The organism is Nocardia canadensis, assembly GCF_032656385.1.
GTDB classification, from domain to species: domain Bacteria; phylum Actinomycetota; class Actinomycetes; order Mycobacteriales; family Mycobacteriaceae; genus Nocardia; species Nocardia canadensis.
In genome coordinates this window covers 1,084,167-1,108,684 of the sequence record NZ_JAVCWB010000010.1, presented here as the reverse complement: position 1 = coordinate 1,108,684, position 24,518 = coordinate 1,084,167, and the positions used below count along the sequence as shown (strand labels likewise).

Below are 24,518 nucleotides of genomic sequence, written 5' to 3'. Positions count from 1 at the left end.
TCTGTGACAGAGAGTTACGCACATCACAGATGTGAGCTGTGTCGCAGGATGGAGACGACGATGTCGACAGATGCCAACGCGTCCGAACAGCGGGTGGCGCCCCCGCAGTGGCGCGATTCCAAGCGCTATCTCTGGTTGTGGGGCCTGTTCGCCCCGACCGGATTGTTCACGATCGCGATCCCCCTCATCTGGGGCCTCAATCAGCTCGGCTGGCATCGCCTGGCCGAAGTGCCGTTCTGGCTCGGACCGGTGCTGGTGTACATCGTGATCCCGGTCGCGGACCTGTTCTTCGGTCCCGACGGCGACAATCCCCCCGACGAGGTGATGGAGTACCTGGAGAACGACAAGTACTACCGGTACCTGACCTACCTGTACCTGCCGTTCCAGTACGCCTCGCTGATCTTCGCCTGCTACATCATCACCGCGCCGAACCTGCACTGGCTCGGCTTCCCCGGCGGGGCGAACGTGGTCGACAAGATCGGCATCGCGATCAGCGTCGGCATGATCGGCGGCATCGGCATCAACACCGCGCACGAACTCGGCCACAAGAAGGTCGAGCTGGAGCGCTGGCTCGCGCGCATCGCGCTGGCCCAGTCGTTCTACGGCCACTTCTACATCGAGCACAACCGCGGCCACCACGTCCGCGTCGCGACGCCGGAGGACCCGGCCAGCGCCCGCATCGGCGAGACGTTCTGGGCGTTCTGGCCGCGCACCGTGTGGGGCAGCTTCCGCTCGGCCTGGCACCTGGAGAAGGAACGCCTGCATCGGCTGGGCAAGAGCCCGTGGACGTTGCGCAACGACGTGCTCAACGCCTGGGCGATGTCGGTGGTGCTGTGGCTGGGCCTGATCGCGATCTTCGGCATCGAGGTGCTGCCGTATCTGATCCTGCAAGCCGTCGTCGGCTTCAGCCTGCTCGAGTCGGTGAACTACCTCGAGCACTACGGCCTGGTCCGGCAGAAGACGGCCACCGGGCGCTACGAGCGGCCCGCGCCCGAGCACAGCTGGAACAGCGACCACATCGTCACCAACATCTTCCTGTACCACCTGCAGCGGCACAGCGACCACCACGCCTACCCCACCCGTCGCTATCAGACGCTGCGCAGTTGGGACGGTGCGCCGAACCTGCCCAGCGGCTACGCGAGCATGATCCTGATCGCCTACTTCCCGCCGATCTGGCGCAAGGTCATGGACAAGCGCGTGCTCGCGCACTACTCGGGCGACGTCACCCGCGCCAACATCGAACCCAAGCGTCGCGAGCGGGTGCTCGCCCGGTACGGACAGGAGGGCCAGGCATGAGTGCGTATCGCTGCCCGGTCTGTGATTATGTCTACGACGAAACGAAAGGAGCCCCGCGCGAGGGATTTCCGGCCGGCACGCCCTGGGCGTCGGTTCCCGACGACTGGTGCTGCCCGGACTGCGGGGTGCGGGAGAAGATCGACTTCGAGGCGGTAGGAGTATCGCGGTGACCGAGTACAAGCTCTACCAGTGTGTGCAGTGCGGGTTCGAATACGACGAGGCGCAGGGCTGGCCCGATGACAACATCGCCCCCGGCACCAAGTGGGAGGACATCCCGGACAACTGGACCTGCCCCGACTGCGGCGCGGCCAAGTCCGATTTCTTCATGGTCGAGATCGAACGTTCGTGAGCGTCGCGGGCACGCCGCGCACCGGACCGCGCATCCCGTACCAGGAGGCCGCGCGGGAACTGCTGCGCACCTCCGTTCTGGACGGGATGCGCGAACTGCTCACCGAGCGTGATTGGTCCAAGATCACGCTCGGTGATGTCGCGGCGCGCGCCGGGGTCAGCAGGCAGACGCTCTACAACGAGTTCGGGTCGCGCGCGGGTCTGTCCCAGGCCTACGCGCTCCGGCTGGCCGACGAGCTCGTCGACCACGTGCGCGAGGCGCTCGACGACAATGTCGGCGACGCCCGCGCCGCTATCCGGGTCGGCATGACCGGGTTCTTCCTCGCGGCCGCGGCCGACCCGCTGGTGCGCTCGCTGCTGGCCGGGGAGATGAAGCCGGACCTGCTGCGCCTGATCACCCTCGACGCGGGCCCCTTGCTCGAGCACGCCACCGCGCGGCTGGCCGTGGTCTTCCAGCGCAGCTGGGTCGACGCCACCGACGCGGAGGCCGACGTGCTCGCGCACGCCCTGGTGCGGATCGCGCTGAGTTACATCCCCAATCCGCCGGTGCCGGAGCGGGACGCGCCCGCCGAGATGAGCGCGCTGCTGAGTCCGTACGTCGAAGCGATCGTGCAGGTACGCGGCGTCCGGGCCCCGATCGGTGACGGCGATCACGACCGCGCTTGATCGGCTCTGATTCGCCACCATGTAACCGTCACCACGTTTGGCGCCGTGACTCTGTGTAACGCGCCTACGGTCTGTCAGTATTCACATCGGTCGGCGATTAGTTTTTTTACAGCGGAGCGTGCGTGCAAACGGTTGGCAAACCGGGGGGATTTCGTGATCCCAAACGGTATCTATGGGCCTTGGGCTTGATCGCTCCGGCGTCGGCGCTGCTGCCTTCCCAACTCGTGTACCACACCAAGGCGGAAGTGCTCTGGTGGATCGGACCCGTGATCGTGCTCATCGCCATTCCGGTCCTGGACTGGATCGTCGGCGAGGACGGCAACAATCCGCGCGACGAGGACTACGAGGCGCTCTCCGCCGATCGGTACTACCGGTGGTGCACCTATCTGTTCCTGCCGGTTCAGCTGATCGGCCTGGTGATCGCCTGCGCGATGTGGGCGGGCGACGAACTCGACGTCATCGACAAGCTCGGACTGGCCGCCACCGTCGGCTTCGTCAGCGGGATCGGCATCAACGCCGCCCACGAACTGGGCCACCGGGTCGAGAGTGCTGAAAGATTGCTGTCGAAGATCGCGCTCGCCCAGTCCGGGTACGGGCACTTCTTCGTCGAGCACAATCGCGGCCATCACGCCCGGGTCGCCACCCCCGACGATCCGGCCAGTGCCCGCCTGGGGGAGTCGCTGTGGGAGTTCTTGCCGCGCAGCGTGATCGGGGGCTTCCGGTCGGCCATCCAGCTCGAGCGCGCGCGCCTGGCCAGGCAGGGGCGCGGTTGGTGGAGCACCAAGAACAACATCCTGCAGGCGTGGTCGATGAGCGCGGTGCTGTTCGGTTCGCTGCTGCTGGCCTTCGGGCCCGCGATCGCGCCGTGGCTGGTCCTGCAGGCCGTCATCGGCTTCGGGCTGCTGGAAGCCGTCAACTATGTCGAGCACTACGGACTGCTGCGGGCCCGCAAGCCCAACGGCCGCTGGGAGCGCTGCTCCCCGCGCGACAGCTGGAACAGCGATCGCCTGGTCACCAACATCTTCCTGTTCCATCTGCAGCGTCACAGCGACCACCACGCCAACCCCGGCCGCCGCTACCAGACCCTGCGTTCGACCGAGGAGTCGCCGCAGCTGCCCGCCGGCTACGCCACGATGCTGCTGCTGGCGGCCGTCCCGCCGCTGTGGCGTGCGGTGATGGACCCCAAGGTGGCCGCCCACTACGGCGGCGACCTGTCGCTGGCCAATGTCGCCCCGCCCAAGGAGCGGCGTTTGCTGGCCCGATACCGCGCCGCGGCCTGACCGCCGCCCGTCGAGGACCGGGAAACCTGCGAGCCCACACGCGGTAGCCTTGCCTCGGTACTGACTACCAGGAGAGGCTGATGACGACCTCAGAACTTCCCGCGCGCACCGAGCTGACCGCTGACGTTCGCAACGGCATCGATTACAAGGTGGCAGATCTCTCGCTGGCCGAATTCGGCCGCAAGGAGATCCGCCTCGCCGAGCACGAGATGCCCGGCCTGATGGCTCTGCGCCGCGAATACCACGATGTGCAGCCGCTCGCGGGCGCGCGCATCTCCGGATCGCTGCACATGACGGTGCAGACCGCCGTCCTGATCGAAACGCTCGTCGCTCTCGGCGCACAGGTGCGCTGGGCGTCGTGCAACATCTTCTCCACCCAGGACCACGCGGCCGCGGCCATCGTCGTCGGGCCCAACGGCACCGTCGACGAGCCCAAGGGCACTCCGGTCTTCGCCTGGAAGGGCGAGACGCTGGAGGAGTACTGGTGGGCGGCCGAGCAGATGCTCACCTGGCCGGACGAGCCCGCGAACATGATCCTCGACGACGGTGGCGACGCGACCATGCTCGTGCTGCGCGGCGCGCAGTTCGAGAAGTCCGGCGTGGTGCCGCCCGAGGACGCCGACCACTCGGCCGAGTACAAGGTGTTCCTCAACCTGCTGCGCGAGAGCCTCGAGGCCGACAAGACCAAGTGGAGTGTCATCGCCGACTCGGTCAAGGGCGTCACCGAGGAGACCACCACCGGCGTGCTGCGGCTGTACCAGTTCGCCGCCGCGGGTGAGCTGGTGTTCCCGGCGATCAACGTCAACGACTCGGTCACCAAGTCGAAGTTCGACAACAAGTACGGCACCCGCCACTCGCTGATCGACGGCATCAACCGGGGCACCGATGTGCTCATCGGTGGCAAGAAGGTGCTGATCTGCGGTTACGGCGATGTCGGCAAGGGGTGCGCGGAGTCGCTGGCCGGCCAGGGCGCGCGCGTGCAGGTCACCGAGATCGACCCGATCAACGCCCTGCAGGCGCTGATGGACGGCTACGACGTGGTCACCGTGGAGCAGGCGATCGGCAACGCCGACATCGTCATCACCTCGACGGGCAACAAGGACATCATCACCCTCGAGCACATGAAGGCGATGAAGGACCAGGCCATCCTCGGCAACATCGGTCACTTCGACAACGAGATCGATATGGCCGCGCTGGAGCGTTCGGGTGCGACCCGCCTCGAGATCAAGCCGCAGGTCGACCTGTGGACCTTCGACTCGGGCAAGTCGATCATCGTGCTCTCGGAAGGCCGCCTGCTGAACCTGGGCAACGCGACCGGCCACCCGTCGTTCGTGATGTCGAACAGCTTCTCCAACCAGGTCATCGCCCAGATCGAGCTGTGGACCAAGCCGCAGGAGTACGACAACGAGGTCTACCGGCTGCCCAAGCACCTCGACGAGAAGGTCGCGCGGATCCACGTCGAGGCTCTCGGCGGCACGCTGACCAAGCTCACCAAGGATCAGGCCGAGTACATCGGCGTGGACGTGGAAGGCCCGTACAAGCCGGACCACTACCGCTACTGATACTCACGACAGTGGCCCGTCGACCGACCGGTCGACGGGCCACTGTCGTGTTCCGGGCGGGTCGGCCGACGGGCCCGGTATTGCAGATCGTGGGGACGGCATCGGAGCCGCTGGCGATGTCGGCGCCGACCGTGGTCGGTGCCGGGGATTCGGCTGTCGCGGCGCCGGCGCCGAGCAGGGCGAGGGCGGCCAGCGCGGCGGTCGAGGTGGTCGGTGTGCGAACGAGCATCGAGTGCCCTCGGGGAGGGTGGTCGGGCCGGGCGCCTGGCTTCGTCAGCCGATGATCACGCCGGTGCAGAAGATGTTGTGTTCGCTGCTGATGCCGAGCAGGGCGCACATCACCGAGTTGAAGGCCGCCGAGGAGCCCGCGTCGGGGGTGGCGACCGGGGTCTGGGCGGAGGCGGTGCCGCAGGCGAGGGCGGCGGTGAGAGCCAGCGTGGCGGCGGTGAGGCGGAAGATCTTGTGCATGGCGGAATCCTCGCCGGGGGAGTCGGCACGGACCAGACCGCAGTTCTGGTGGCAGGCCCGTGCCGTACCCGGTCAGACCAGCAGCAGGCAGATCGGCAGCGGGATGACCGCTTCCAGCAGCGCGCAGGCGGCGAGTTCGGCCGCCGAGCCAGCGGCGGCGGAACCGGCTTCGGCCGAGCCGCTGAGCAGGGCGGCCGAGCCGCTGCGCGCGTGCTCGCCGCGTCCGATGGGATCGGCGGTGGGCGCGGCGGTCGCGACGCCGGAGCCGGCGAGGGCGATGCCGAGCGCGGCGGCGGCCACGGCGGCACGGAGAACGGTTCGGTTGAGCATGATGACTCCTGGGTCGAGCGGCCCGGCGCGGGCGCGGGGTTGACGTGCGCCCCGGTAGCCCGGACGGAGCCGATCCGCCGAGGACTTTGGAATGAGACCACTTCACACTGGTGTCGCGAGGTGAAACGGGCAATCCGGTCCCCGTCGTCCCGGCGCGTCGGAAGACACGGCCGTCCGGCGCCCGGCTCGTCGCCGCGTCCGGCGGCCGCCGGAGATTCCGGGGTGGGGCATGCGGCGCTCGCCGCCTCCGGCCGGGTAATCTCACCGCTCATGGGCGTGCTGATTGCGGTGGAAGGCCTCGACGGCGCCGGTAAACGGACGCTGATCGACGGGTTGATCGACGAATTGTCCGGAAAGGGGCTGCGCGCGGGCAGCCTGGCCTTTCCGCAATACGGCCGGTCCGTCCACGCCGATCTGGCCGCGGAGGCCCTGCGCGGCGGGCACGGCGACCTCGCCGGCTCGATCAACGCGATGGCGATCATGTTCGCCCTGGACCGTGCCGACGCGAGCGCGGAGCTGTCGAACCTGTTGGACGCCAACGACATCGTCATCCTGGACCGCTGGGTGGCGTCCAACGCCGCCTACTCTGCCGCTCGCGCCGAACAGGACGCCGACGGTGAAATCGTCTCCTGGGTGGGCGATCTGGAGTTCGGCAGGCTGGCCCTGCCGACGCCCGACCTCACCGTCCTGATCGACATTCCCACCGAGGTCGCGGCCGAACGCGCCCGGCGCCGTGGTGAACTCGACACCACCAGGGCCCTGGACGCCTACGAGCGGGACGGCGGTCTACAGCACCGTACCGGGGAGGTCTATCGTGAGCTGGCCGACCGCGACTGGTTCGGTCGCTGGTGGACATACCGATCCGATGACGATGGGCCCGCCCTACTCACCCTCTGCTCGGAAATCTTTGCCGGATAAGGTTGGATACGCGACGGGTTCACACCATTAATGGCGTGGCGGCCCGATCCTGGCCTGGGAGATGACAACATAGGACTATGAAGCCCAAGATTCTGGTCGTCGACGACGATATGGCACTCGCTGAGATGCTGACCATCGTCTTGCGCGGGGAAGGGTTCGACCCGCACGTGGTCGGCGACGGCACGCAGGCCCTGTCGGCGGTGCGGGAGATCCGCCCCGACCTGGTGTTGCTGGACCTGATGCTGCCCGGGATGAACGGCATCGACGTATGCCGCGTGCTCCGGGCCGATTCCGGCGTTCCGATCGTGATGCTCACCGCCAAGACCGACACGGTCGACGTGGTGCTCGGTCTGGAGTCCGGTGCCGACGATTACATCGTCAAGCCGTTCAAGCCGAAGGAACTCGTCGCCCGCGTGCGCGCGCGTCTGCGCCGTACCGAGGACGAGCCCGCCGAGCTGCTCTCGATCGCCGACATCGTCATCGATGTGCCCGCGCACAAGGTGACCCGCGGCGGCGCGCAGATCTCGCTCACCCCGCTGGAGTTCGACCTGCTGGTCGCGCTCGCGCGCAAGCCGCGCCAGGTGTTCACCCGTGAGGTGCTGCTCGAACAGGTCTGGGGTTACCGGCACGCCGCCGATACCCGCCTGGTCAACGTGCACGTGCAGCGACTACGCGCCAAGGTCGAGAAGGATCCGGAGAACCCGGAGATCGTCCTGACCGTCCGCGGTGTCGGTTACAAGGCCGGACCGCCGTGATCGGTACCTGTGAGGCGCCGCTGTGACCGACGGTCGACCTGCCGGTACAGCGTCAGCGCCTCCAGCGCACGACGGACGTGCGCAAACCTTCGTCACGCAGTTGCGGCGATGGGCGGCTCCGGTCATGGCCTGGTTCCAGGCTGTCGGGACCGCGCTGGGCCATCTCTGGCGCCGGTCGCTGCAACTGCGTGTCATCGTGTCCACGCTGACCCTCTCGCTCATCGTGATCACGATCCTCGGTGTCGTGCTCACCGGTCAGATCACCGACCGGCTGCTCGAAGCCAAGATCAACGCCGCCGTCGAGGAGATGGATCGTGCCCGCAGCACGATCGAGGGCAAGCTCTCCGGCGTTCATGACGCGAACAGTCAGCAGCAACAGCTCGCCGACGCCCGCGCCGCGCTGTCCAGCCGTGGCGGCACCGGGCAGTCCAGTGGCGCGGCGGGCAGTTTCGACTCCGCGCTGGCGATGGTCGGCGGCACGCCGCCGCAGGAACTCACCACCGGTCCCATCTCGGAGGTGCCGCAGGAGCTGCGCCGCTTCGTCCAGCGCAACCAGGTCTCCTACCAGTTCACCACCGTCGCCGACCCGGACGGCTATCGCGGGCGCGCGCTGATCATCGGCAGCCCGAGCGCCGAGGTCGCGACCCTGGAGATCTATCTGATCTTCCCGCTGGCCAGCGAGGAAGCGAGTCTGTCGCTGATGCGCGGCACGATGCTCATCGGTGGCGTGGTGCTGCTGGTGCTGCTCGCCGCGATCACCGCGCTGGTCACCCGGCAGGTGGTGCTGCCGATCCGGTCGGCGGCGCGGATCGCCGGTCGCTTCGCCGACGGCAGGCTCAAGGAACGCATGCTGGTGCGCGGCGAGGACGACATGGCCCGCCTGGCGCAGGCGTTCAACGAAATGGCCGAGAGCCTGTCGAACCAGATCACCCAGCTGGAGGAATTCGGCAATCTGCAACGCCGGTTCACCTCCGACGTCAGCCACGAGCTGCGCACCCCGCTCACCACGGTGCGCATGGCCGCCGACCTCATCCACGGCTCCAGCGACGATCTCGATCCGGCGCTGGCTCGCAGCTCCGAGCTGCTGGTCAACGAGCTGGACCGGTTCGAGGGCCTGCTCAACGACCTGCTCGAGATCTCCCGGCACGATGCCGGTGTGGCCGAGCTGCAGGTGGAATCGCTCGACGTGCGGATGTGCGCGCGGGCGGCGATCTCCACGGTGCGGCATCTGGCCAAGGAAGCCGGCGTGGAGGTCGTCATCGATCTGCCCGAGGAGCCGGTCGTCGCCGAGGTCGACCCGCGCCGGGTCGAGCGCGTGCTGCGCAACCTGCTCGCCAACGCGATCGACCACAGCGAGGGCAAGCCGGTGCTGATCCGGATGCGCGGCGACGCCGAGGCCAACGCGGTCGCGACCGTCGTGCGCGATCAGGGCGTCGGCCTGCGGCCGGGCGAGGAGAAGCTGGTCTTCAACCGGTTCTGGCGCTCGGACCCGTCGCGGGTGCGGCGCTCCGGCGGCACCGGTCTGGGCCTGTCGATCAGCGTCGAGGACGCCAACCTGCACGAAGGCAGGCTCGAGGCGTGGGGTGATCCCGGCGTCGGCGCCAGCTTCCGGCTGCTGCTGCCGATGGTGCGCGGCCGTAAACTGGGGGCCAGTCCGCTGGCCCTGGAACCGATGCTGCGCAAGGTTCCCGCCCTGCCCGAGGCCGATCCCGAACCGGATTCCGGCGACCGTGCGGAGATCAGGACCGAGCCCGCGGGCGCGATCGAGACCGAGCCGGCAGGCACCGCGGGCCCCGATGTGATGCCGACCGAGCCCACCGGCACCGGGCCGATCCCCTCGGACGCCCGGACGGACCCGCCCGACGCGCACCCGGCGTCGAACGGGCGCGCCGAGACCACCGGCGCCGAGGACCAGCCGATGTCCACCGAGACCGGAGACCGACAGTCATGACGAACGTGCGGGGTGTGCGCTGGGGGCGGCGGGCCGCCGCGCTGGTCGCGGCCGCGCTGGTCGGCGCGCTGGTCCTGAGCGGGTGCGCCAGCCTGCCGGAGTCCTCGGCACCCCAGGCACTCGGCACGATCAATCGCGCGCCCACCTCGGAGGGACCGCCGCCGCCGACCTCGGGCCGCGACCCCGATCTGCTGGTCGGTGACTTCCTCGCGGCCAGCGCCGATCCGGCCAACCGGCACGCCGCGGCCCGTCAGTACATGGCGCCCGAGACCGCCGGTGAATGGAACGACGAGGCGAGCATCACCATCGTCGATCGCCCCGACACCCTGCGGGAATCGCGCTCCGGCGACAAGGCCAGCTACGTGATCCGCGCTCGCAAGGTCGGCGAGCTGGGCGGCGACGGTAGCTACCGGGCCGTCGAGGGCACGCTCGAGAACAAGATCGAGATGAGCAAGATCGACGGCGAGTGGCGGATCACCGAACTGCCCCCCGGCGTCGTGATGGATTCCACCGCGTTCGACAAGACCTACCGCCGCTACGTGCTGCAATACGTCGATCCGGGCAGTTCCGTGCTGGTCCCCGACCCGCGCTGGATCTCGGTGCCGCGCGCCCAGCTGACCGAGCGGCTGATCGGCATGCTCGGCGCCGGGCCCCAGTCGGCGATCGCGCCGGTGGTGCGCAATCAGCTCGCGCAACCGGTGGCCGTGCGCGGCCCGATCGTCAAGGCCAAGGACGAGCCCGGCGAAGTGGGCATCGGCATCGGTGGGGTGCGCATCGACTTCACCGGGGTCGCCCAGCTCGGGCAGAAGGAACGCGAACTGCTCGCCGCCCAGGTGGTGATGACGCTGGCCGGCGCCGACATCCTCGGCCCGTACGTGCTGCTCGCCGACGGCAAACCGCTCGACGACCGGTACGCGGCCGGTTGGTCGGTCGCCGACCTCGACCAGTACAGCGCCTCGGCCCCCGGCCAGAACCGGATCGGCCTGCACGCGCTGCGCAACGGCACGCTGGTGCAGGTCACCCCCGACGGCATCGTCACCCCGAGCGGGTCCTTCGGCGAGGCGACCAACCTGCAGTCGGTGGGCATCTCCGCCGACGGCCAGTTCGTCGCCGCCGTCGCCGACACCGGCAGGCCCGCACCCGAACCCGGCCGCACCCTGCTGATCGGCAACTACGGCGCCAAGGCCTTCGCCGTGGCCGAGGGCACCAGCGTCGCCCGCCCGTCGTGGACCTCCGACGGCGGCGCGGCCTGGACGGTGATCGATGGCGAACGCGTCATCCGCGCGGTCACCGACCGCGCCACCGGCAACGTCTCGGTCCAGGACGTCGACACCACCGCCCTGTTCGAGGGGACGGGCGCGCCGCGGCCGCCGATCAGCGAGGTGGTGGTCTCGCGCACCGGCGTGCGGGCCGCGCTGATCGCCGACGGCAAGGTCTACGTGGCGGTGGTCGAACGTCGTCCCGACGGCAAGTACGCGCTCACCTCCCCGCTGCCGCTCGCGCTCGGGTTGAGCACTCGCGCGGTCTCGCTGAGCTGGGTCACCGGCGACACGATCATGGTGGCCCGCGAGGGCAACGTCGACCCGGTTTTCACCGTCTCCATCGACGGTTCCCAGTTCTCCCCGGTGACCTCGCAGAACCTGACCCCGCCGGTGCGGGTGGTGACGGCCGCGCCCGCCACCCAGTACGTGGCCGACTCCCGCGCCGTGCTTCAGTTGCAGACCGCCGATCCGGCTCGCAACGACCGCTTCTGGCGCGAGGTGCCGGGTCTGACCGGCGAGCGCGTCGTCCCGGTGCTGCCCAGCTGACTTGTCGGTGGGTGCTGTGATACTCACCCGCTATGAGAGCCCTGCTCGATCTGGTGCTGCCCGTCCACTGCGGTGGCTGCGCGACGGCGGGCGTGGCGTGGTGCCCCGGCTGCGCGGCCGAGCTGAGCCGGGTCCCGGTGCGGGTCCGTCCGCGCACCGATCCCGGCGTCCCGTGCTGGGCGCTGGGTCCCTATCGCGGTCCGGGGCGCCGCGCCGTGCTGGCCGCCAAGGAGCACGGCAGGCGCGACCTGGCCGCACCACTCGGGCTGGCGCTGGCGCTGGCTCTGGACCGGCTACGGGCCCCTGATCGCCCGCTGGTGCTCGTGCCCGCGCCGACTCGATCGGCGGCCGCGCGCCGCCGCGGTGGTGACCCGGTGGCGCGCTCGGCGGCGCAGGCCGCGCGATGGCTGATCGATAGCCGGAGTGTGCCGCTGCTGCGGATGCGGCGCGGGGTCCGCGACTCGGTGGGGTTGACGCCACGCGAGCGTGCCCACAATCTGCGCGACAAGATCATGACCGTGACCCAGCTCGCCGACGCGGCGGCCATCGCGGCGAATGCCGAGGTAGTCGTGGTCGACGACGTCCTCACGACAGGGGCGACTGTCACCGAATCGGTACGCGTTCTTAGTCGAATCGGCGTACTTCCGTGCGCCGTTTTGGTGACCTGCGCGGCTTGACTCCGCGAAATTTGCGTGAACAGTGGCGCACTTGCCCGTGGCGGACTAGCGTCGCGGACACACACCGAACGACAAGTTTGGGAGGTGGCGCCGCGGACATCTGGTGCCGAGCGAATCCCGATCGGCACAGCTCAATCCCGCCGCACTCGCTTCATCGTGTGCGGCCATATCCGGGAGGTACGCGTGACGACTTCTTCACGGGCATCAGTGCGAGATGCTGACCCCACGGCACTGGCTGACAGTGCCGCCGACTCGACCGAGAGCCCGCACGCCGAAGTGGTGGTCTCCGGTCGGAATGTCGAAGTCCCCGACCACTATCGAATCTATGTCGCGGAGAAGCTGGCTCGGCTAGAGCGCTTCGATCCGTCGATATTCCTCTTCGATGTGGAACTTTTCCACGAACGCAACCGTCGTCAACGCAAGGCCTGTCAGCGCGTCGAGATCACCGCGCGCGGCCGTGGACCGATCGTGCGCGCGGAAGCCTGCGCAGACAGCTTCTACGCCGCGCTGGAGTCGGCCACCCAGAAGATCGAGAGCAGACTGCGCCGGACCAAGGACAAGCGGCGCGTCGTGCACTACGGCGACAAGACGCCGGTCTCGGTCGCGCAGGCCACCGCGACGCTGGTGGACGAATCCCTGTTCGCCGCGCCGAACGGCGCCGCGGCGCACGCCCATGCCGAGGAACCCGAACACGAGGACGGTCCCGGCCACATCGTGCGCACCAAGGTGCACACCGCGACACCGATGTCGGTGGACGATGCGCTCTACCAGATGGAACTGGTCGGGCACGACTTCTTCCTGTTCCATGATCGCGAGACGGACCGGCCCTCGGTCGTCTATCGCAGACACGCCTTCGACTACGGCCTGATCCGACTGGCCTGACACCAACACACACCCCTCCGGGCATCCGCTGTCGCAGCGGGTGCCCGGATCGCGTTCAGCCGCCGAAGGTTTCGTGGTGCACGGCTTCGGTGAGCGAGCGACCCGATCGCCACCCGAATCGTTCCAGGTCGGGGACCCGCTGGAATTCGCGCACCGGTCCGACGCACAGCCAGGCCACCGGCTTGATCCCGGCGGGCAGGTCGACCAGCGCGCGCAGGAACTCCGGATCGTAGAACGACACCCAGCCGACGCCCACCCGCTCCGCGGTCGCCGCGAGCCACAGGTTCTGGATGGCCAGCACCGTCGAGTACACGCCGGTCTCCGGCACCGTCGCCCGGCCCAGGATCTGCGGTCCGCCGCGCCGGTCGTCGTGGGTGACCACGACGCCGGTGCCGCTCTCGATGATCCCGTCGATCTTGATCGGCTCGAAGGTCTCGGCCCGATCGGCGGGCAGCGCGTCCCGGAACTCGACCCGCTTGCCCGCGACGTGGTCGGCGAAGCGGCGCAGAGTGTCGGGCTTGCGGACCACGACGAAGTCCCACGGTTGGGAGTTGCCGACGCTGGGCGCGCGGTGGGCGGCGTCCAGAATCCGCCACAGGGTGTCGTCGTCGACGAGCTCGCCGGTGAACTCGGCGCGCACATCACGGCGCAGGCGGATCGCGTCGTAGACGCTCAACTGGTCGGCACACACGCCGACCAGTCAACCGCAGCCGGTCAGGCCATCGAGCGGCGGGCCAGCTTGCGCCCGGCGTCCAGCGCGGTGCGCAGGCCACGGCGACGGCCGGTCACCGGGTCGACGGTGCTGACGGCATTGCCGCCGAACAGCTTCTCGGACTTGGTCTCCGGGGCGTCGTCGGTGGTGTGGCGCAGGTACTTGTTGGGCAGCGACAGCTTGAGGATCGTGCGCCACGACTTGAAGTACTGCACCGGCAGCGACCCGGTGGTGTAGGGCAGGTCGTACTTCTCGGCCAGCTCGCGCACCCGCACGGCGATGGCGGCGTAGCGGTTGCTCGGCAGGTCGGGGAACAGGTGGTGCTCGATCTGGTGGCTGAGGTTGCCGGTCATGAAGTGCATGACCTTGCCGCCGGAGATGTTGGCGCTGCCCAGCATCTGGCGCAGGTACCACTCGCCCTGGGTCTCGTTCTCGATGTCGGCCTTGGTGAACTTCTCCGCGCCGTCGGGGAAGTGGCCGCAGAAGATCACCGCGTTGGTCCACACGTTGCGCACCACGTTGGCGGCCATGTTGGCGGTCAGGGTGGTGAAGAACGAGGGACCGGTGAGCAGCGGGAAGATCACGTAGTCCTTGGCCGCCTGCTTGCCGATCTTCTTGAGCACCAGCTTGCGGTCGGCGTCGAACTGCTGCCACTCGGGCGAGTCCTTGGTCCACTTCTTCTTGGCGACCTTGCCCAGCTCCAGATGCTGGATGGCGACGCCGTACTCGAACAGCATCTGCAGCAGCAGGTTGTAGACCGGGTTGCCCAGGTAGAACGGCATCCAGCGCTGATCGCGGGTGACGCGCAGCAGGCCGTAGCCGATGTCGTCGTCCATGCCCAGGACGTTGGTGTACTTGTGGTGCAGGAAGTTGTGGGTGATCTTCCAGTGCGCCGACGGGCCCGCGTTGTCCCATTCCCACGAGGTGGAGTGGACTTCCGGATCGTTCATCCAGTCCCACTGCCCGTGCATGACGTTGTGCCCGATCTCCATGTTCTCGATGATCTTGGCAGTGCCGAGCAGGGCGACGCCGGCCAGCCAGGCCGGCGGCAGGAAGCTGGCGAACAGCACGGTACGTCCGCTGATCTCCAGCGCCCGCTGTAGGCGGATGACATTGCGGATGTAGCGCGCGTCGGCGGCCCCCCGTGAAGATTCGATTTCGCGGCGGATCGCGTCGAACTCAGCACCGAGAGCTTCGACATCCGCGGCGGTGAGGTGCGCGTATTCCTTGACATCCGAGATCGCCATGCCGGTTACACTACCGTAGGTTACGAGAGCGTAGGTTGGCGATTTCGGGCCCGGATTGTGTGAAACGTCCTATTGCGAAATCGAGATGGAGATGTTATCTCATCCCCGGCGCGCCATCCGCTTGGCCGCTCGGTCGCGCAGCGCGCCGCGCTCGTGCTTGGCCCGCTCGCCGAGGGCGCGCTTGGCTTCGCGCAATGCCAGCTTCTCCTGCCGCGCCCGCGCCTTCAGCGTCGCTTTCGCTTCGCGCAGCACTTCCTTCTCGTGCCTGGCCTTGATCTCCAGCGACACCTTCGCGTCGTGCAGCGCCGAGCGCAGGCCGAAGCGCTTGCCCGTCTCCGGATCGACCCGCAGCGCGTCCGGCAGCGAGATGCCGGCGAACTTGTGCTCCGAGGACGTCTCGGGCGCGTCGTCGGCGGTCCGCTTCAGGAAGCGGTCCGGCAGGGCCAGCTTGTGGATGGTCCGGAACGCCAGCAGGTACTGCTTGCCCAGCGAGCCGGTCGTGTAGGGCAGGTCGTACTTGTCGCACAGTTCGCGCACGCGCACCGCGACCTCGGGGTACCGGTTGCTCGGCAGGTCGGGGAACAGATGGTGCTCGATCTGGTAGCAGAGGTTGCCGCTCATGAACGCCATCACCGGACCGGCCTTGAAGTTGGCGCTGCCCAGCATCTGGCGCAGGTACCACTCGCCCTGGGTCTCGCCGTCGAGCTGCTCGATCGTGAACTTCTCGGCGCCGTCGGGGAAGTGGCCGCAGAAGATCACCGCGTAGGCCCACAGGTTGCGGACCAGGTTGGCGGTCGTGTTCGCCTTCAGGGTCGACTTCCAGGCGGGACCGGTCAGCGCGGGGTAGAGCACGAAGTCCTTGACGACCTGGCGGCCCGCCTTGCGGGCGAACTCCTTGTTCGGCTCGGAGAGCAGCTGTTTGGTCGGAACTCCGGCCAGCTCCTTCTCGATGCCGAGGTCGTGCAGCGCGATGCCCCACTCGAAGGTGGCCGCGAGCAACAGATTCGCCGCGGGCTGCACCAGATGCTTGGGGTGCCAGGCCTCGTCGCGGGTCATCCGCAGGATGCCGAAGCCCAGATCCTCGTCCTTGCCCAGCACGTTGGTGTAGGTGTGATGGGAGTAGTTGTGCGCCCGGCGCCACTGCGCCGAGGTCCCGGTCATGTCCCACTCCCAGCTGGTGGAGTGGATCTCCGGATCGTTCATCCAGTCCCACTGCCCGTGGCTGACGTTGTGCCCCAGCTCCATGTTCTCGATGATCTTGGCCACCGACAGCAGCGCCGTGCCGCCGAGCCAGGCCCAGCGGTTGCGGCTGCCGAACAACACCGCGCGTCCCGCCACTTCCAGCGCGCGCTGGGCGGCGATGGTGCGACGGATGTACTTCGCGTCGCGTTCGCCGCGGGAGGTCTCCACCGAACGGCGGATCGAATCGAGTTCTTTCCCCAGGGTCTCGATGTCGGCCGACGTGAGGTGGGCGAAGGCCTGGATATCGGTGATGGCCACCGGGGTCCTCTCTGTTGGTGTGGCGGCTGGTCGGGTCGGAACGGAGACGGGCCGAGAACGGCTGGCTGTGCCGCGTTCTCGGCCCTCGTGCGCCGGTCGGCGCGTGGTAGCCGGGACCAGCCGCTGTCGGCCATTCATATGGCCGACGCATTACTCCGAGGGTACCTGGTGTCCGAAGTGCGTGGGGTGCTCAGATGTCGAGCGTGCAGTCACCCGCGGCGGCGGAGATGCAGGTCTGCACCTTGTCGCCCGGCTGACGTTCGTCACCGTTGCGCAGGTCGCGGGCGTGTCCGGCGGACAGGGTGACCACGCAGGTCTGGCAGATGCCCATCCGGCAGCCGAACGGCAGCTGGACCCCTACCGACTCGCCCGCCTCGAGCAGGCTGGTCGCGCCGTCGGCGGAGACGGTGCGGCCGGTGGTGCCGAAGGTCACGGTGCCGCCCTCGCCGATCGCCGAGCGCTCGACCTCGAAGCGCTCGATGTGCAGCTTCTCGGCGATTCCGGCTGTCTTCCAATGCTGTTCGATCGCGTCGAGCATCGGGGCCGGGCCGCACGCCCAGGTCTCGCGCTCACGCCAATCGGGGTAGAGCTCGTCCAGGCTCGCCAGCGAGAACAGGCCCTGCGCGTCGGTCAGCTGCAGGTGCGAGACGAAGCTCGGGTGCTTGTCGTGCAGCGCCCGCAGCTCGGCGCCGAACATCACATCGGCGTCGGTGGGCGCCGAGTGCACGTGCACCACATCGGAGACGCCGTCGCGCCGATCCATCGTCCGCAGCATCGACATCACCGGGGTGATGCCGCTGCCCGCGGTGAGGAAGAGCACCTTCGCCGGCGGCGGCTCCGGCAGCACGAATCCGCCCTGCGGCGCGGCCAGGCGCACGATCGTGCCCGCGGCCACCCCGTTGACGAGGTGGCTGGACAGCTTGCCCTCCGGCATCGCCTTCACCGCGATGGAGATCAGCCGCTTGCCGCCCTCGCCGGTCCAGTCCGGCGGACAGGTCAGCGAGTAGGACCGCCAGTTCCAGCGGCCGTCGATCAGGATGCCGATGCCGATGTACTGGCCCGGCTGGTATTTGAAGTCGAAACCCCAGCCCGGCTTGATCACCAGGGTCGCCGAATCGGCGGTCTCCTTCTGTACCTCGACGATCCGCCCGCGCAGCTCCCGCGCCGACCACAGCGGGTTGGCCAGATGTAGGTAGTCGTCGGGGAGCAGGGGAGTGGTCACCCGGGCTACCGCGCCACGCAGCACGTTGAGCTTGCCGCCGCGGTCGCCGACCTGCGCGGCCGGTGCTTCGAGCCATTCCCGGAACTTGTTCATGACCATGCTTGCCGTTGTCTCCCTGTCCTGCCGTCGAGCCGCGGTGGGGCAGCTCGCTCGCAGCCAGGTTACGGCATCGTAGGTTTGATGGCAGTGGCAGCGGTGATCACGGCGTTGATCTCGGGAGATGTCACAGCAGGTCGAGCAGGAACGGTAGTTCCTGGGTGGCGTACCAGGCGAGCTGGTGGTCCTCGGCGTCACCGAGGACGAACTCGGCGTCGGTATCGCCCAGATCAGCGGCGTCGATGACGTCGACGGCCTTGGCGACCTGCGGCTCGGCCTCGGCCAGGTCGACGTGCACCGACGCCACCTGGTCGTAGGTGATCGGCCCGGCCAGCTTCACCACCGCGTCGTCCAGATCGGGCCGCAGCTTCGCGCCGGCGACGTCGGCGGCGATCACCGCCCGCCGGTAGATCGGGCTGCCGGGGTCGGCCGCCTCGCCCTCGGCGGTGGCGTCGTCGGCCGCGTCGTCGAGGCCATCGCGTTCGGCCGCGAGCAGCCGCATCGACGCCCTGGCCGCCTCCTGCATCGCGACCTCGGCCAGTTCGTCGTCGTCGCCTGCGGCGTAGGCCTCGCGCAGCGCGGGTGTCACCGCGAACGCGGTCGCGCCGAGCGGGAACACCTCCCGCTCGTCGACGAGCCTGCGCAGCATCGGGATCGTCGCCGGGATGTAGACGCGCAGCTTGCCGTTGTCAGATACAGGCACCGAGCAACTCCTCCATCGATTCGTGCACCGACGCCGCCAGGACGTCGATGTCGGCCATGGCGTCGCGGTCGGCGTTGAGTCCGTAGAAGACCTGACCGTCGTACGAGGTGAGCCCGAAACTCAACGTCTGATTGCGCAGCAGCGGCGATACCGGATACATCTCCAGCATGCGCGCCCCGCCGATGTACATCGCGGTCTGTGGTCCCGGCGCGTTGGTGATCACCAGGTTGAACGTGTTGTCGGCGAAGGTACTCGCCGCGCGCACGCTCATCGCGTGCAGGCTCGCCGGGGCGAACCCGGCCAGGTGCACCAGCGTGCGAGCCCGCACGCCACGACGCTGCCGACCTGCGGCTTCGGTGGCGTGCGAGATGTGGGACAGGCGCATCACCGGATTCGGCTCGCCGACCGGCAGATCGATCAGGAACGAGGAGACCTCGCTGGCCGGGGTCAGCTGGTCGCCGCCGTCGACGTAGACCGACATCGGCACCACGGCCCGCAGGTTGTCCGATTCGACCAGGGCCTCGTTGCGTGAGAGCAGCCAGTTGCGCAGCGCGCCGGTGACCACGGCGAGCACCGTGTCGTTGATCGAGCAGTCGAAGTGGCGCCGGATGGTCCGGTAGTCCTCGAGGTCGGTGCGCACCACGTCGAACCGCCTGCTGCGCGAGGTACGGGCGTTGAGCGGGCTGTCGGCGACCCCGGAGGTCGCCGCGCGGACCGCGTTCGTCGCCGCCTTGACCGCCATGCGCGTGCCCCGGACCAGCCCGAACGCGTTCGACCCGGCGTCGCGGGCGACCTCGTAGGCCTCGCGCGGCTGCGCGGCCAGCTGGGACAGCGCGCCCGCCAGCAGCTCCACGTCGGTGGGTTCGCGCGGGGCCCGCCACGCGTCGTCGGCCAGTTCGCGCGGCAGCGGGCTGTTGTCGAGGATCACGTGCCCGATCTCGAGGGCGGTGTCGCCGTCGACGAGCGCGGAGTGCGATTTGGTGAACACCGCGCTGCGCCCGTCGGCCAGCCCCTCGATGAGATACATCTCCCACAGCGGCCTGCCCTGATCGAGCGGGCGCGAGGCGAGCCGGGCGACCAGGTCGTAGAGCTGTTCGTCGCTGCCCGGACCGGGCAGCGCGGAGCGGCGGATGTGGTAGCTGATGTCGAAGCGGCTGTCCTCCACCCACACCGGCCTGCCCAGGGCGAGCGGGATCTCGCGCACCTTGCGGCGGTAGCGCGGCACCAGCGGCAGCCGGGATTCGACCAGGTCGATGAGGCCGTCGTAGTCGAGGACCTGGCCGGTGACGCCGGTTTCGGTGTTCTGGAGGATCGCGAGAGAGCCGATGTGGATCGGGTTGCTGCTCGACTCGAGTCGGTAGAACGACGCATCCTGCGGCGTCAGTCTCGTGATCACGCGCTCCGCTACTCCTTCCGGTGCCGCACCGCGCAGATCGGGCACGTGCCTCATCCTACGTCACCGTAGGTGAATCGCGGTGCCGGGCAAGGAGCCTCATCGGCGCGCGTGACCTGGGCCGATGCCATCGCCCGGTACACCGGGCACGGGTACTCCCGGCCGGGTACGGTGGTCTGCGGACTACCATGGCCCATAACACCGTGGCTCACTAGCCGAACACACTCCGACCAGAGGACTGACGAGACCCGTGCCTGCGCTGACACTGACGAGGTTGCTACGGATTGGTGAAGGTCGCATGGTCAAGCGCCTGTCGAACCTCGCCGACGAGGTCATCGCGTACGGCGAGGAGATCGAGCAGCTGACCGACGACGAGCTGCGCGCCAAGACCGGCGAGTTCAAGCAGCGCTTCGCCGACGGTGAGACCCTCGACGACCTGCTGCTCGAGGCGTTCGCGGTGGCTCGGGAGGCGTCCTGGCGGGTGCTGAACCAGAAGCACTACAAGGTGCAGATCATGGGCGGCGCCTCGCTGCACCTGGGCAATATCTCGGAGATGAAGACCGGTGAGGGCAAGACCCTGACCTGTGTGCTCCCCGCGTACCTGAACGCGCTCTCCGGCGAAGGCGTGCACGTCGTCACCGTCAACGACTACCTGGCCAAGCGCGATGCCGAGTGGATGGGCCGCGTGCACCGCTTCCTCGGCCTCGAGGTCGGCGTGATCCTCGGCGGCATGACCCCGGCCGAGCGCCGGGTGGCCTACCACGCCGACGTCACCTACGGCACCAACAACGAGTTCGGCTTCGACTACCTGCGCGACAACATGACCCACTCGCTGGACGATCTCGTCCAGCGCGGGCACAACTTCGCCGTGGTCGACGAGGTCGACTCCATCCTCATCGACGAGGCCCGTACCCCGCTGATCATCTCGGGCCCGGCCGACGCCTCGTCCAAGTGGTACGCCGAGTTCGCGCGCATCGCGCCGCTGCTGAAGAAGGACGTCCACTACGAGGTGGACATCAAGAAGCGCACCATCGGTGTGCACGAGGCGGGCGTGGAGTTCGTCGAGGACCAGCTCGGTATCGACAACCTCTACGAGGCCGCGAACTCGCCGCTGGTGAGCTACTTGAACAACGCCATCAAGGCCAAGGAGCTCTACACCCGCGACAAGGACTACATCGTCCGCGACGGCGAGGTCATCATCGTCGACGAGTTCACCGGCCGCATCCTGGTCGGCCGCCGCTACAACGAGGGCATGCACCAGGCGATCGAGGCCAAGGAGAAGGTCGAGATCCAGCCGGAGAACCAGACGCTGGCCACGATCACCCTGCAGAACTACTTCCGCCTCTACAACAAGCTGTCCGGTATGACCGGTACCGCCGAGACCGAGGCCGCCGAGCTGCACTCGATCTACAACCTCGGCGTGGTCCCGATCCCGACGAACAAGCCGATGGTCCGCAAGGACCAGGCCGACCTGATCTACAAGTCGGAAGAGGCCAAGTTCGCCGCGGTCGTCGACGACGTGGTGGAGCGGCACGAGAAGGGCCAGCCGGTCCTGATCGGTACCACCAGCGTCGAGCGCTCGGAGTACCTGTCCAAGCAGTTCACCAAGCGCGGCGTCGCCCACTCGGTGCTGAACGCGAAGTTCCACGAGCAGGAAGCCCAGATCATCGCCGAGGCCGGTCGGCCCGGCGCGGTCACCGTCGCCACCAACATGGCCGGTCGTGGTACCGATATCGTGCTTGGTGGCAACGCCGACATCATCGCCGACATCCTGCTGCGCAAGCAGGGCCTGGACCCGGTCAACACCCCCGACGAGTACGAGGCCGCCTGGCACTCTGCCCTCGAGCAGGTCAAGAAGCAGACCGAGGACGACGCGGAGAAGGTGCGCGAGGCCGGTGGTCTGTACGTGCTCGGCACCGAGCGGCACGAGTCGCGCCGTATCGACAACCAGCTGCGCGGTCGTTCCGGTCGCCAGGGCGACCCGGGCGAGTCCCGCTTCTATCTGTCGCTGGGCGACGAGCTGATGCGCCGCTTCAACGGTGCCGCGCTCGAGGCGATCATGACCCGCCTGAACCTGCCCGACGACGTGCCGATCGAGGCGAAGATGGTCTCCAAGGCCATCAAGAGCGCCCAGACCCAGGTCGAGCAGCAGAACTTCGAGATCCGCAAGAACGTCTTGAAGTACGACGAGGTGATGAACCAGCAGCGCACCGTCATCTACGGCGAGCGCAACCGGATCCTGCGTGGCGAGGACATGGAGGGTCAGGTCCAGAACATGATCACCGATGTCGTCGCGGCCTATGTCGACGGCGCCACCGCCGAGGGCTACGTCGAGGACTGGGACCTGGACAAGCTGTGGACCGCGCTCAAGACGCTGTACCCGGTGAGCCTGGACCAGAAGGAGCTGGTGGGCGAGACCCACACCGGCGACGCAGGCGAGCTCACTCGCGACGAACTCCGCGAGGCCCTGCTCGACGACGCGCACACCGCCTACGAGAAGCGCGAGCAGGAGATCGACGGCCTGGCCGGCGAGGGCGCGATGCGCAACCTGGAACGTCAGGTCCTGCTCTCGGTCCTGGACCGCAAGTGGCGTGAGCACCTCTACGAGATGGACTACCTCAAGGAGGGCATCGGCCTGCGCGCGATGGCCCAGCGCGACCCGCTGGTCGAGTACCAGCGCGAGGGCTTCGACATGTTCGCCGCGATGCTCGAGGGTCTGAAGGAGGAGTCGGTCGGCTTCCTGTTCAACCTCCAGGTCGAGGTCCAGCAGCCCCAGCCCGAAGGCGTGTCCGTCGGCACCGGCCTGCGCTCCCCGGTCGGCGCCCGCCCCCAGGACGCCCCCGTCGAGACCCAGGCCCCGCCCGCCCTGCGCGCCAAGGGCATCTCCGATCAGGCCCCCCGCGGCCTGAACTACTCGGGTCCCGCCGAGGACGGCCGCGCCGAATCCCATTCCGACGCGCAGGAATACGGCGGCCAGCAGCCCGGCACCCGCCGCGAACGCCGGGAGGCCGCCCGCGCTGAAACCAAGGGTAAGCGCCGTCGCTGACGCACTCTCGATAGCTAGACCCACCGAGGCCCCCGCACCCGCGGGGGCCTCGGTCTTCGTTGAAGCAGCTGAAATCCGACCGGCCGCACCCCGGTTCGTCGGCGACGCCGCGGAATTCAGCTCGTGGGGGTCGACGATCCAGAGGTGCTCCGCGTGCTCGAGGGGGTGGTCGCGGAGGACTTCGGGGTGCTCGGGCCGGTGGGGGTGGTGGGGCTTGTCCGGCTGACGGAGGCGGTCGGGAGGGGGCCGACGGTGAGGGAGCGGGCCCTCGCCTGCCAGTCGCCCGGGAGGTCGCCCTGGGCGGATTTCGCGACGGTATAGGACTCGCCCGTGTTGTCGCGGGCGGCGAAGAGGGTGGCGGTCTTTCCGGTGCGGTTGTAGACCGAGCGGGCGGCGCTCTCGATGTGCTGGCCGGCGAGGTCGGGTGAGCCGATCTTGAACAGCGACATCTTGCCGGTGCCCTCGCTGCCGGTGAACAGGCACAGGTAGCCGGTGGGGCAGCGGTCGTAGCCGGTGCAGCCGCCGGTCTTGTCGCACCAGTTCTGGGTGACGCTGGTGAAGGTGTTCGCGCTGACTTTCGTTGTCTCGGTGCCCTTTCCGTTGTCCAGAATCACCGGGATCTCCTCGTCGGGCGCCTCGCCGAGCCGGTCGAGCAGGTACGTGCAGGCCTGGGAGAGCGCGATGCCGGTCGCCGCGACGACGAGCGCGGCCGTCACCGTCATTCCGGCCTTCAGCTTCGTCGCGACGACCTCGACGACCGGGACCACCATCTCGCACACGACTTCTTTCGCCGTGTCGGCTCCTTCGTCCGCCTTGCAGCCGACGATCCCGAATCCGACGACGAACGCGAGAACCACCGCGACCAGCTTCTGCACAGCGTCAGAATGCGCGTGTATTACCCACTCGTGCAAGGAAATTCGTGGTCACCTGCCCCGCGCTCGGGCGTGGCTACCTCATCCGCACACGGCTACCCCGACCGCGGTGGCGCCGTTGCGGGCGAACCACGCCGCGAGTTCCTCGCCGCGCACCAGCCGCGGTGACTCGTAACCGATGTCGATCGCGCCGTCGACCGCCCCGCTGGCGCCGGTCAGATCGCAGCCGGCCAGCCGCGCGCCGTCGAAGTTCGCGCGATCGAGCCGGCAGTCCCGCAGACTCGCGCCGCGGAAGTCGCTGTCGCCGAAGCAGGCCCGGCGCAGGTCGGCGCCGGTCAGGTCGGCGCCGCGGAAATCGGAGGCCGCGAAATCGGCTTTCATCAGGCGCGCGCCGACGAGCCGGGCCGTGCGCAAGACGCAGTCGCGGGCCTGCGCGGTCCCGAGGTCGGCGCCGGTGAGGTCGGCCCCGGACAGATCGGTGGCGAGCATCCAGGCGCCGTAGAGGTCGGTGTCGATCAGCCGGGCACCGGCCAGCCGGGCTTCGCCGAGCTCGGCGCCACCCAGATCGAGTCCCGACAGATCGCTGCCGGTGAGGTCGAGTCCCCAGCCGTTGAACAGCATCTCGGTCGTGCGTGGCACCGTCGGGTCGGCGGGGAGCTGGGCGAGATAGTGGGCGAGGACCTTCCTCGCGTCGGGGTCGTTGGGCCACCTGGGCACCGTGTGCAGATCGGCTTTCGGCCGACGCCGCCAGAACATCATGAGAAGTATTTACACCCTGCGGTTCTC

The 24,518-nt window shown here is 68.5% G+C and carries 23 protein-coding genes; 13 read left to right on the top strand and 10 right to left on the bottom strand.

Annotation, left to right across the window (positions count from 1 at the left end; all coding sequences use genetic code 11):
* Positions 1-60 precede the first annotated feature (60 nt).
* The 6 genes from Q7X29_RS28390 (at position 61) to ahcY (ending at position 5,152) form a co-directional block, all read left to right on the top strand.
* The gene (locus Q7X29_RS28390) at positions 61-1,296 is read left to right on the top strand and encodes an alkane 1-monooxygenase (protein WP_316575899.1); all 1,236 of its coding nucleotides are present in this window, start codon (positions 61-63) and stop codon (positions 1,294-1,296) included.
* Positions 1,293-1,466 (top strand): rubredoxin, encoded by a 174-nt coding sequence (locus Q7X29_RS28385; RefSeq protein WP_218718627.1) that lies wholly within the window; start codon positions 1,293-1,295, stop codon positions 1,464-1,466. Before Q7X29_RS28390 ends, Q7X29_RS28385 begins: the two co-directional genes overlap by 4 nt.
* Entirely contained in the window at positions 1,463-1,645 is a 183-nt protein-coding gene (locus tag Q7X29_RS28380) for a rubredoxin (protein WP_189026616.1), read from the top strand. Before Q7X29_RS28385 ends, Q7X29_RS28380 begins: the two co-directional genes overlap by 4 nt.
* Positions 1,642-2,310: a TetR/AcrR family transcriptional regulator gene (locus Q7X29_RS28375; RefSeq protein WP_308248482.1), complete on the top strand. Its 669-nt coding sequence runs from the start codon at positions 1,642-1,644 to the stop codon at positions 2,308-2,310. Before Q7X29_RS28380 ends, Q7X29_RS28375 begins: the two co-directional genes overlap by 4 nt.
* Positions 2,311-2,432: 122 nt before the next feature.
* Positions 2,433-3,590 carry an alkane 1-monooxygenase gene (locus tag Q7X29_RS28370; protein ID WP_218718628.1) on the top strand — a complete coding sequence of 386 codons (1,158 nt, stop codon included), beginning with the start codon at positions 2,433-2,435 and terminating at the stop codon, positions 3,588-3,590.
* 80 nt (positions 3,591-3,670) lie between these two features.
* Entirely contained in the window at positions 3,671-5,152 is a 1,482-nt protein-coding gene (gene ahcY, locus Q7X29_RS28365; RefSeq protein ID WP_218718629.1) for an adenosylhomocysteinase, read from the top strand.
* 273 nt (positions 5,153-5,425) lie between these two features.
* On the opposite strand, the gene Q7X29_RS28360 is transcribed toward ahcY, so the two are convergent.
* A complete protein-coding gene (locus Q7X29_RS28360) occupies positions 5,426-5,620 on the bottom strand; it encodes a hypothetical protein (protein WP_218718631.1) in 195 nt (64 codons plus the stop codon).
* Between the two features lie 72 nt (positions 5,621-5,692).
* Entirely contained in the window at positions 5,693-5,950 is a 258-nt protein-coding gene (locus tag Q7X29_RS28355) for a hypothetical protein (RefSeq protein ID WP_316575897.1), read from the bottom strand.
* Between the two features lie 270 nt (positions 5,951-6,220).
* On the opposite strand from Q7X29_RS28355, the gene Q7X29_RS28350 reads away from it, so the two are divergent.
* The 6 genes from Q7X29_RS28350 to hpf all read left to right on the top strand — a co-directional run bounded on the left by Q7X29_RS28350 (position 6,221) and on the right by hpf (position 12,941).
* On the top strand, positions 6,221-6,868 hold the full coding sequence (locus tag Q7X29_RS28350; protein ID WP_218718683.1) for a dTMP kinase: 648 nt from the start codon (positions 6,221-6,223) through the stop codon (positions 6,866-6,868).
* Positions 6,869-6,945: 77 nt separating this feature from the next.
* On the top strand, positions 6,946-7,623 hold the full coding sequence (gene mtrA / locus Q7X29_RS28345; RefSeq protein ID WP_019048752.1) for an MtrAB system response regulator MtrA: 678 nt from the start codon (positions 6,946-6,948) through the stop codon (positions 7,621-7,623).
* Between the two features lie 124 nt (positions 7,624-7,747).
* A complete protein-coding gene (gene mtrB, locus Q7X29_RS28340) occupies positions 7,748-9,574 on the top strand; it encodes an MtrAB system histidine kinase MtrB (RefSeq protein ID WP_316575896.1) in 1,827 nt (608 codons plus the stop codon).
* On the top strand, positions 9,571-11,382 hold the full coding sequence (lpqB, locus tag Q7X29_RS28335; protein ID WP_316575895.1) for an MtrAB system accessory lipoprotein LpqB: 1,812 nt from the start codon (positions 9,571-9,573) through the stop codon (positions 11,380-11,382). The genes mtrB and lpqB overlap by 4 nt, the downstream gene beginning before the upstream one ends.
* A 32-nt stretch (positions 11,383-11,414) precedes the next feature.
* Positions 11,415-12,059: a ComF family protein gene (locus tag Q7X29_RS28330; protein ID WP_316575894.1), complete on the top strand. Its 645-nt coding sequence runs from the start codon at positions 11,415-11,417 to the stop codon at positions 12,057-12,059.
* A gap of 183 nt (positions 12,060-12,242) precedes the next feature.
* On the top strand, positions 12,243-12,941 hold the full coding sequence (gene hpf / locus Q7X29_RS28325) for a ribosome hibernation-promoting factor, HPF/YfiA family (protein ID WP_218718636.1): 699 nt from the start codon (positions 12,243-12,245) through the stop codon (positions 12,939-12,941).
* A 55-nt stretch (positions 12,942-12,996) separates the two neighbouring features.
* Here hpf and bluB read toward each other — a convergent pair whose 3' ends face one another.
* From bluB to Q7X29_RS28295, 6 genes are all read right to left on the bottom strand, one after another.
* Positions 12,997-13,632, bottom strand: a complete 636-nt coding sequence (gene bluB / locus Q7X29_RS28320) for a 5,6-dimethylbenzimidazole synthase (protein WP_316575893.1) — start codon at positions 13,630-13,632, stop codon at positions 12,997-12,999.
* 23 nt (positions 13,633-13,655) lie between these two features.
* Complete coding sequence (locus Q7X29_RS28315; protein ID WP_218718638.1) at positions 13,656-14,900, bottom strand: fatty acid desaturase family protein; 1,245 nt, start codon at positions 14,898-14,900, stop codon at positions 13,656-13,658.
* Positions 14,901-14,999: 99 nt separating this feature from the next.
* Positions 15,000-16,400: a fatty acid desaturase family protein gene (locus Q7X29_RS28310; protein ID WP_218718639.1), complete on the bottom strand. Its 1,401-nt coding sequence runs from the start codon at positions 16,398-16,400 to the stop codon at positions 15,000-15,002.
* Positions 16,401-16,590: 190 nt separating this feature from the next.
* A complete protein-coding gene (locus Q7X29_RS28305) occupies positions 16,591-17,721 on the bottom strand; it encodes a ferredoxin reductase (RefSeq protein WP_218718640.1) in 1,131 nt (376 codons plus the stop codon).
* Between the two features lie 124 nt (positions 17,722-17,845).
* Positions 17,846-18,367 carry a DUF6912 family protein gene (locus tag Q7X29_RS28300; protein WP_218718684.1) on the bottom strand — a complete coding sequence of 174 codons (522 nt, stop codon included), beginning with the start codon at positions 18,365-18,367 and terminating at the stop codon, positions 17,846-17,848.
* Between the two features lie 40 nt (positions 18,368-18,407).
* Positions 18,408-19,817: a WS/DGAT/MGAT family O-acyltransferase gene (locus Q7X29_RS28295; RefSeq protein ID WP_218718641.1), complete on the bottom strand. Its 1,410-nt coding sequence runs from the start codon at positions 19,815-19,817 to the stop codon at positions 18,408-18,410.
* A 247-nt stretch (positions 19,818-20,064) separates the two neighbouring features.
* Between Q7X29_RS28295 and secA the strand changes: the two genes are divergently transcribed.
* Positions 20,065-22,860 (top strand): preprotein translocase subunit SecA, encoded by a 2,796-nt coding sequence (gene secA / locus Q7X29_RS28290; protein WP_316575892.1) that lies wholly within the window; start codon positions 20,065-20,067, stop codon positions 22,858-22,860.
* Positions 22,861-22,976: 116 nt separating this feature from the next.
* Here the strand turns inward: secA and Q7X29_RS28285 are convergent, their stop codons facing one another.
* Both Q7X29_RS28285 and Q7X29_RS28280 read right to left on the bottom strand, forming a co-directional pair.
* The gene (locus Q7X29_RS28285) at positions 22,977-23,735 is read right to left on the bottom strand and encodes a peptidase inhibitor family I36 protein (RefSeq protein ID WP_316575891.1); all 759 of its coding nucleotides are present in this window, start codon (positions 23,733-23,735) and stop codon (positions 22,977-22,979) included.
* A 78-nt stretch (positions 23,736-23,813) separates the two neighbouring features.
* Positions 23,814-24,488 (bottom strand): pentapeptide repeat-containing protein, encoded by a 675-nt coding sequence (locus Q7X29_RS28280; RefSeq protein WP_218718644.1) that lies wholly within the window; start codon positions 24,486-24,488, stop codon positions 23,814-23,816.
* Between the last annotated feature and the right edge of the window lie 30 nt (positions 24,489-24,518).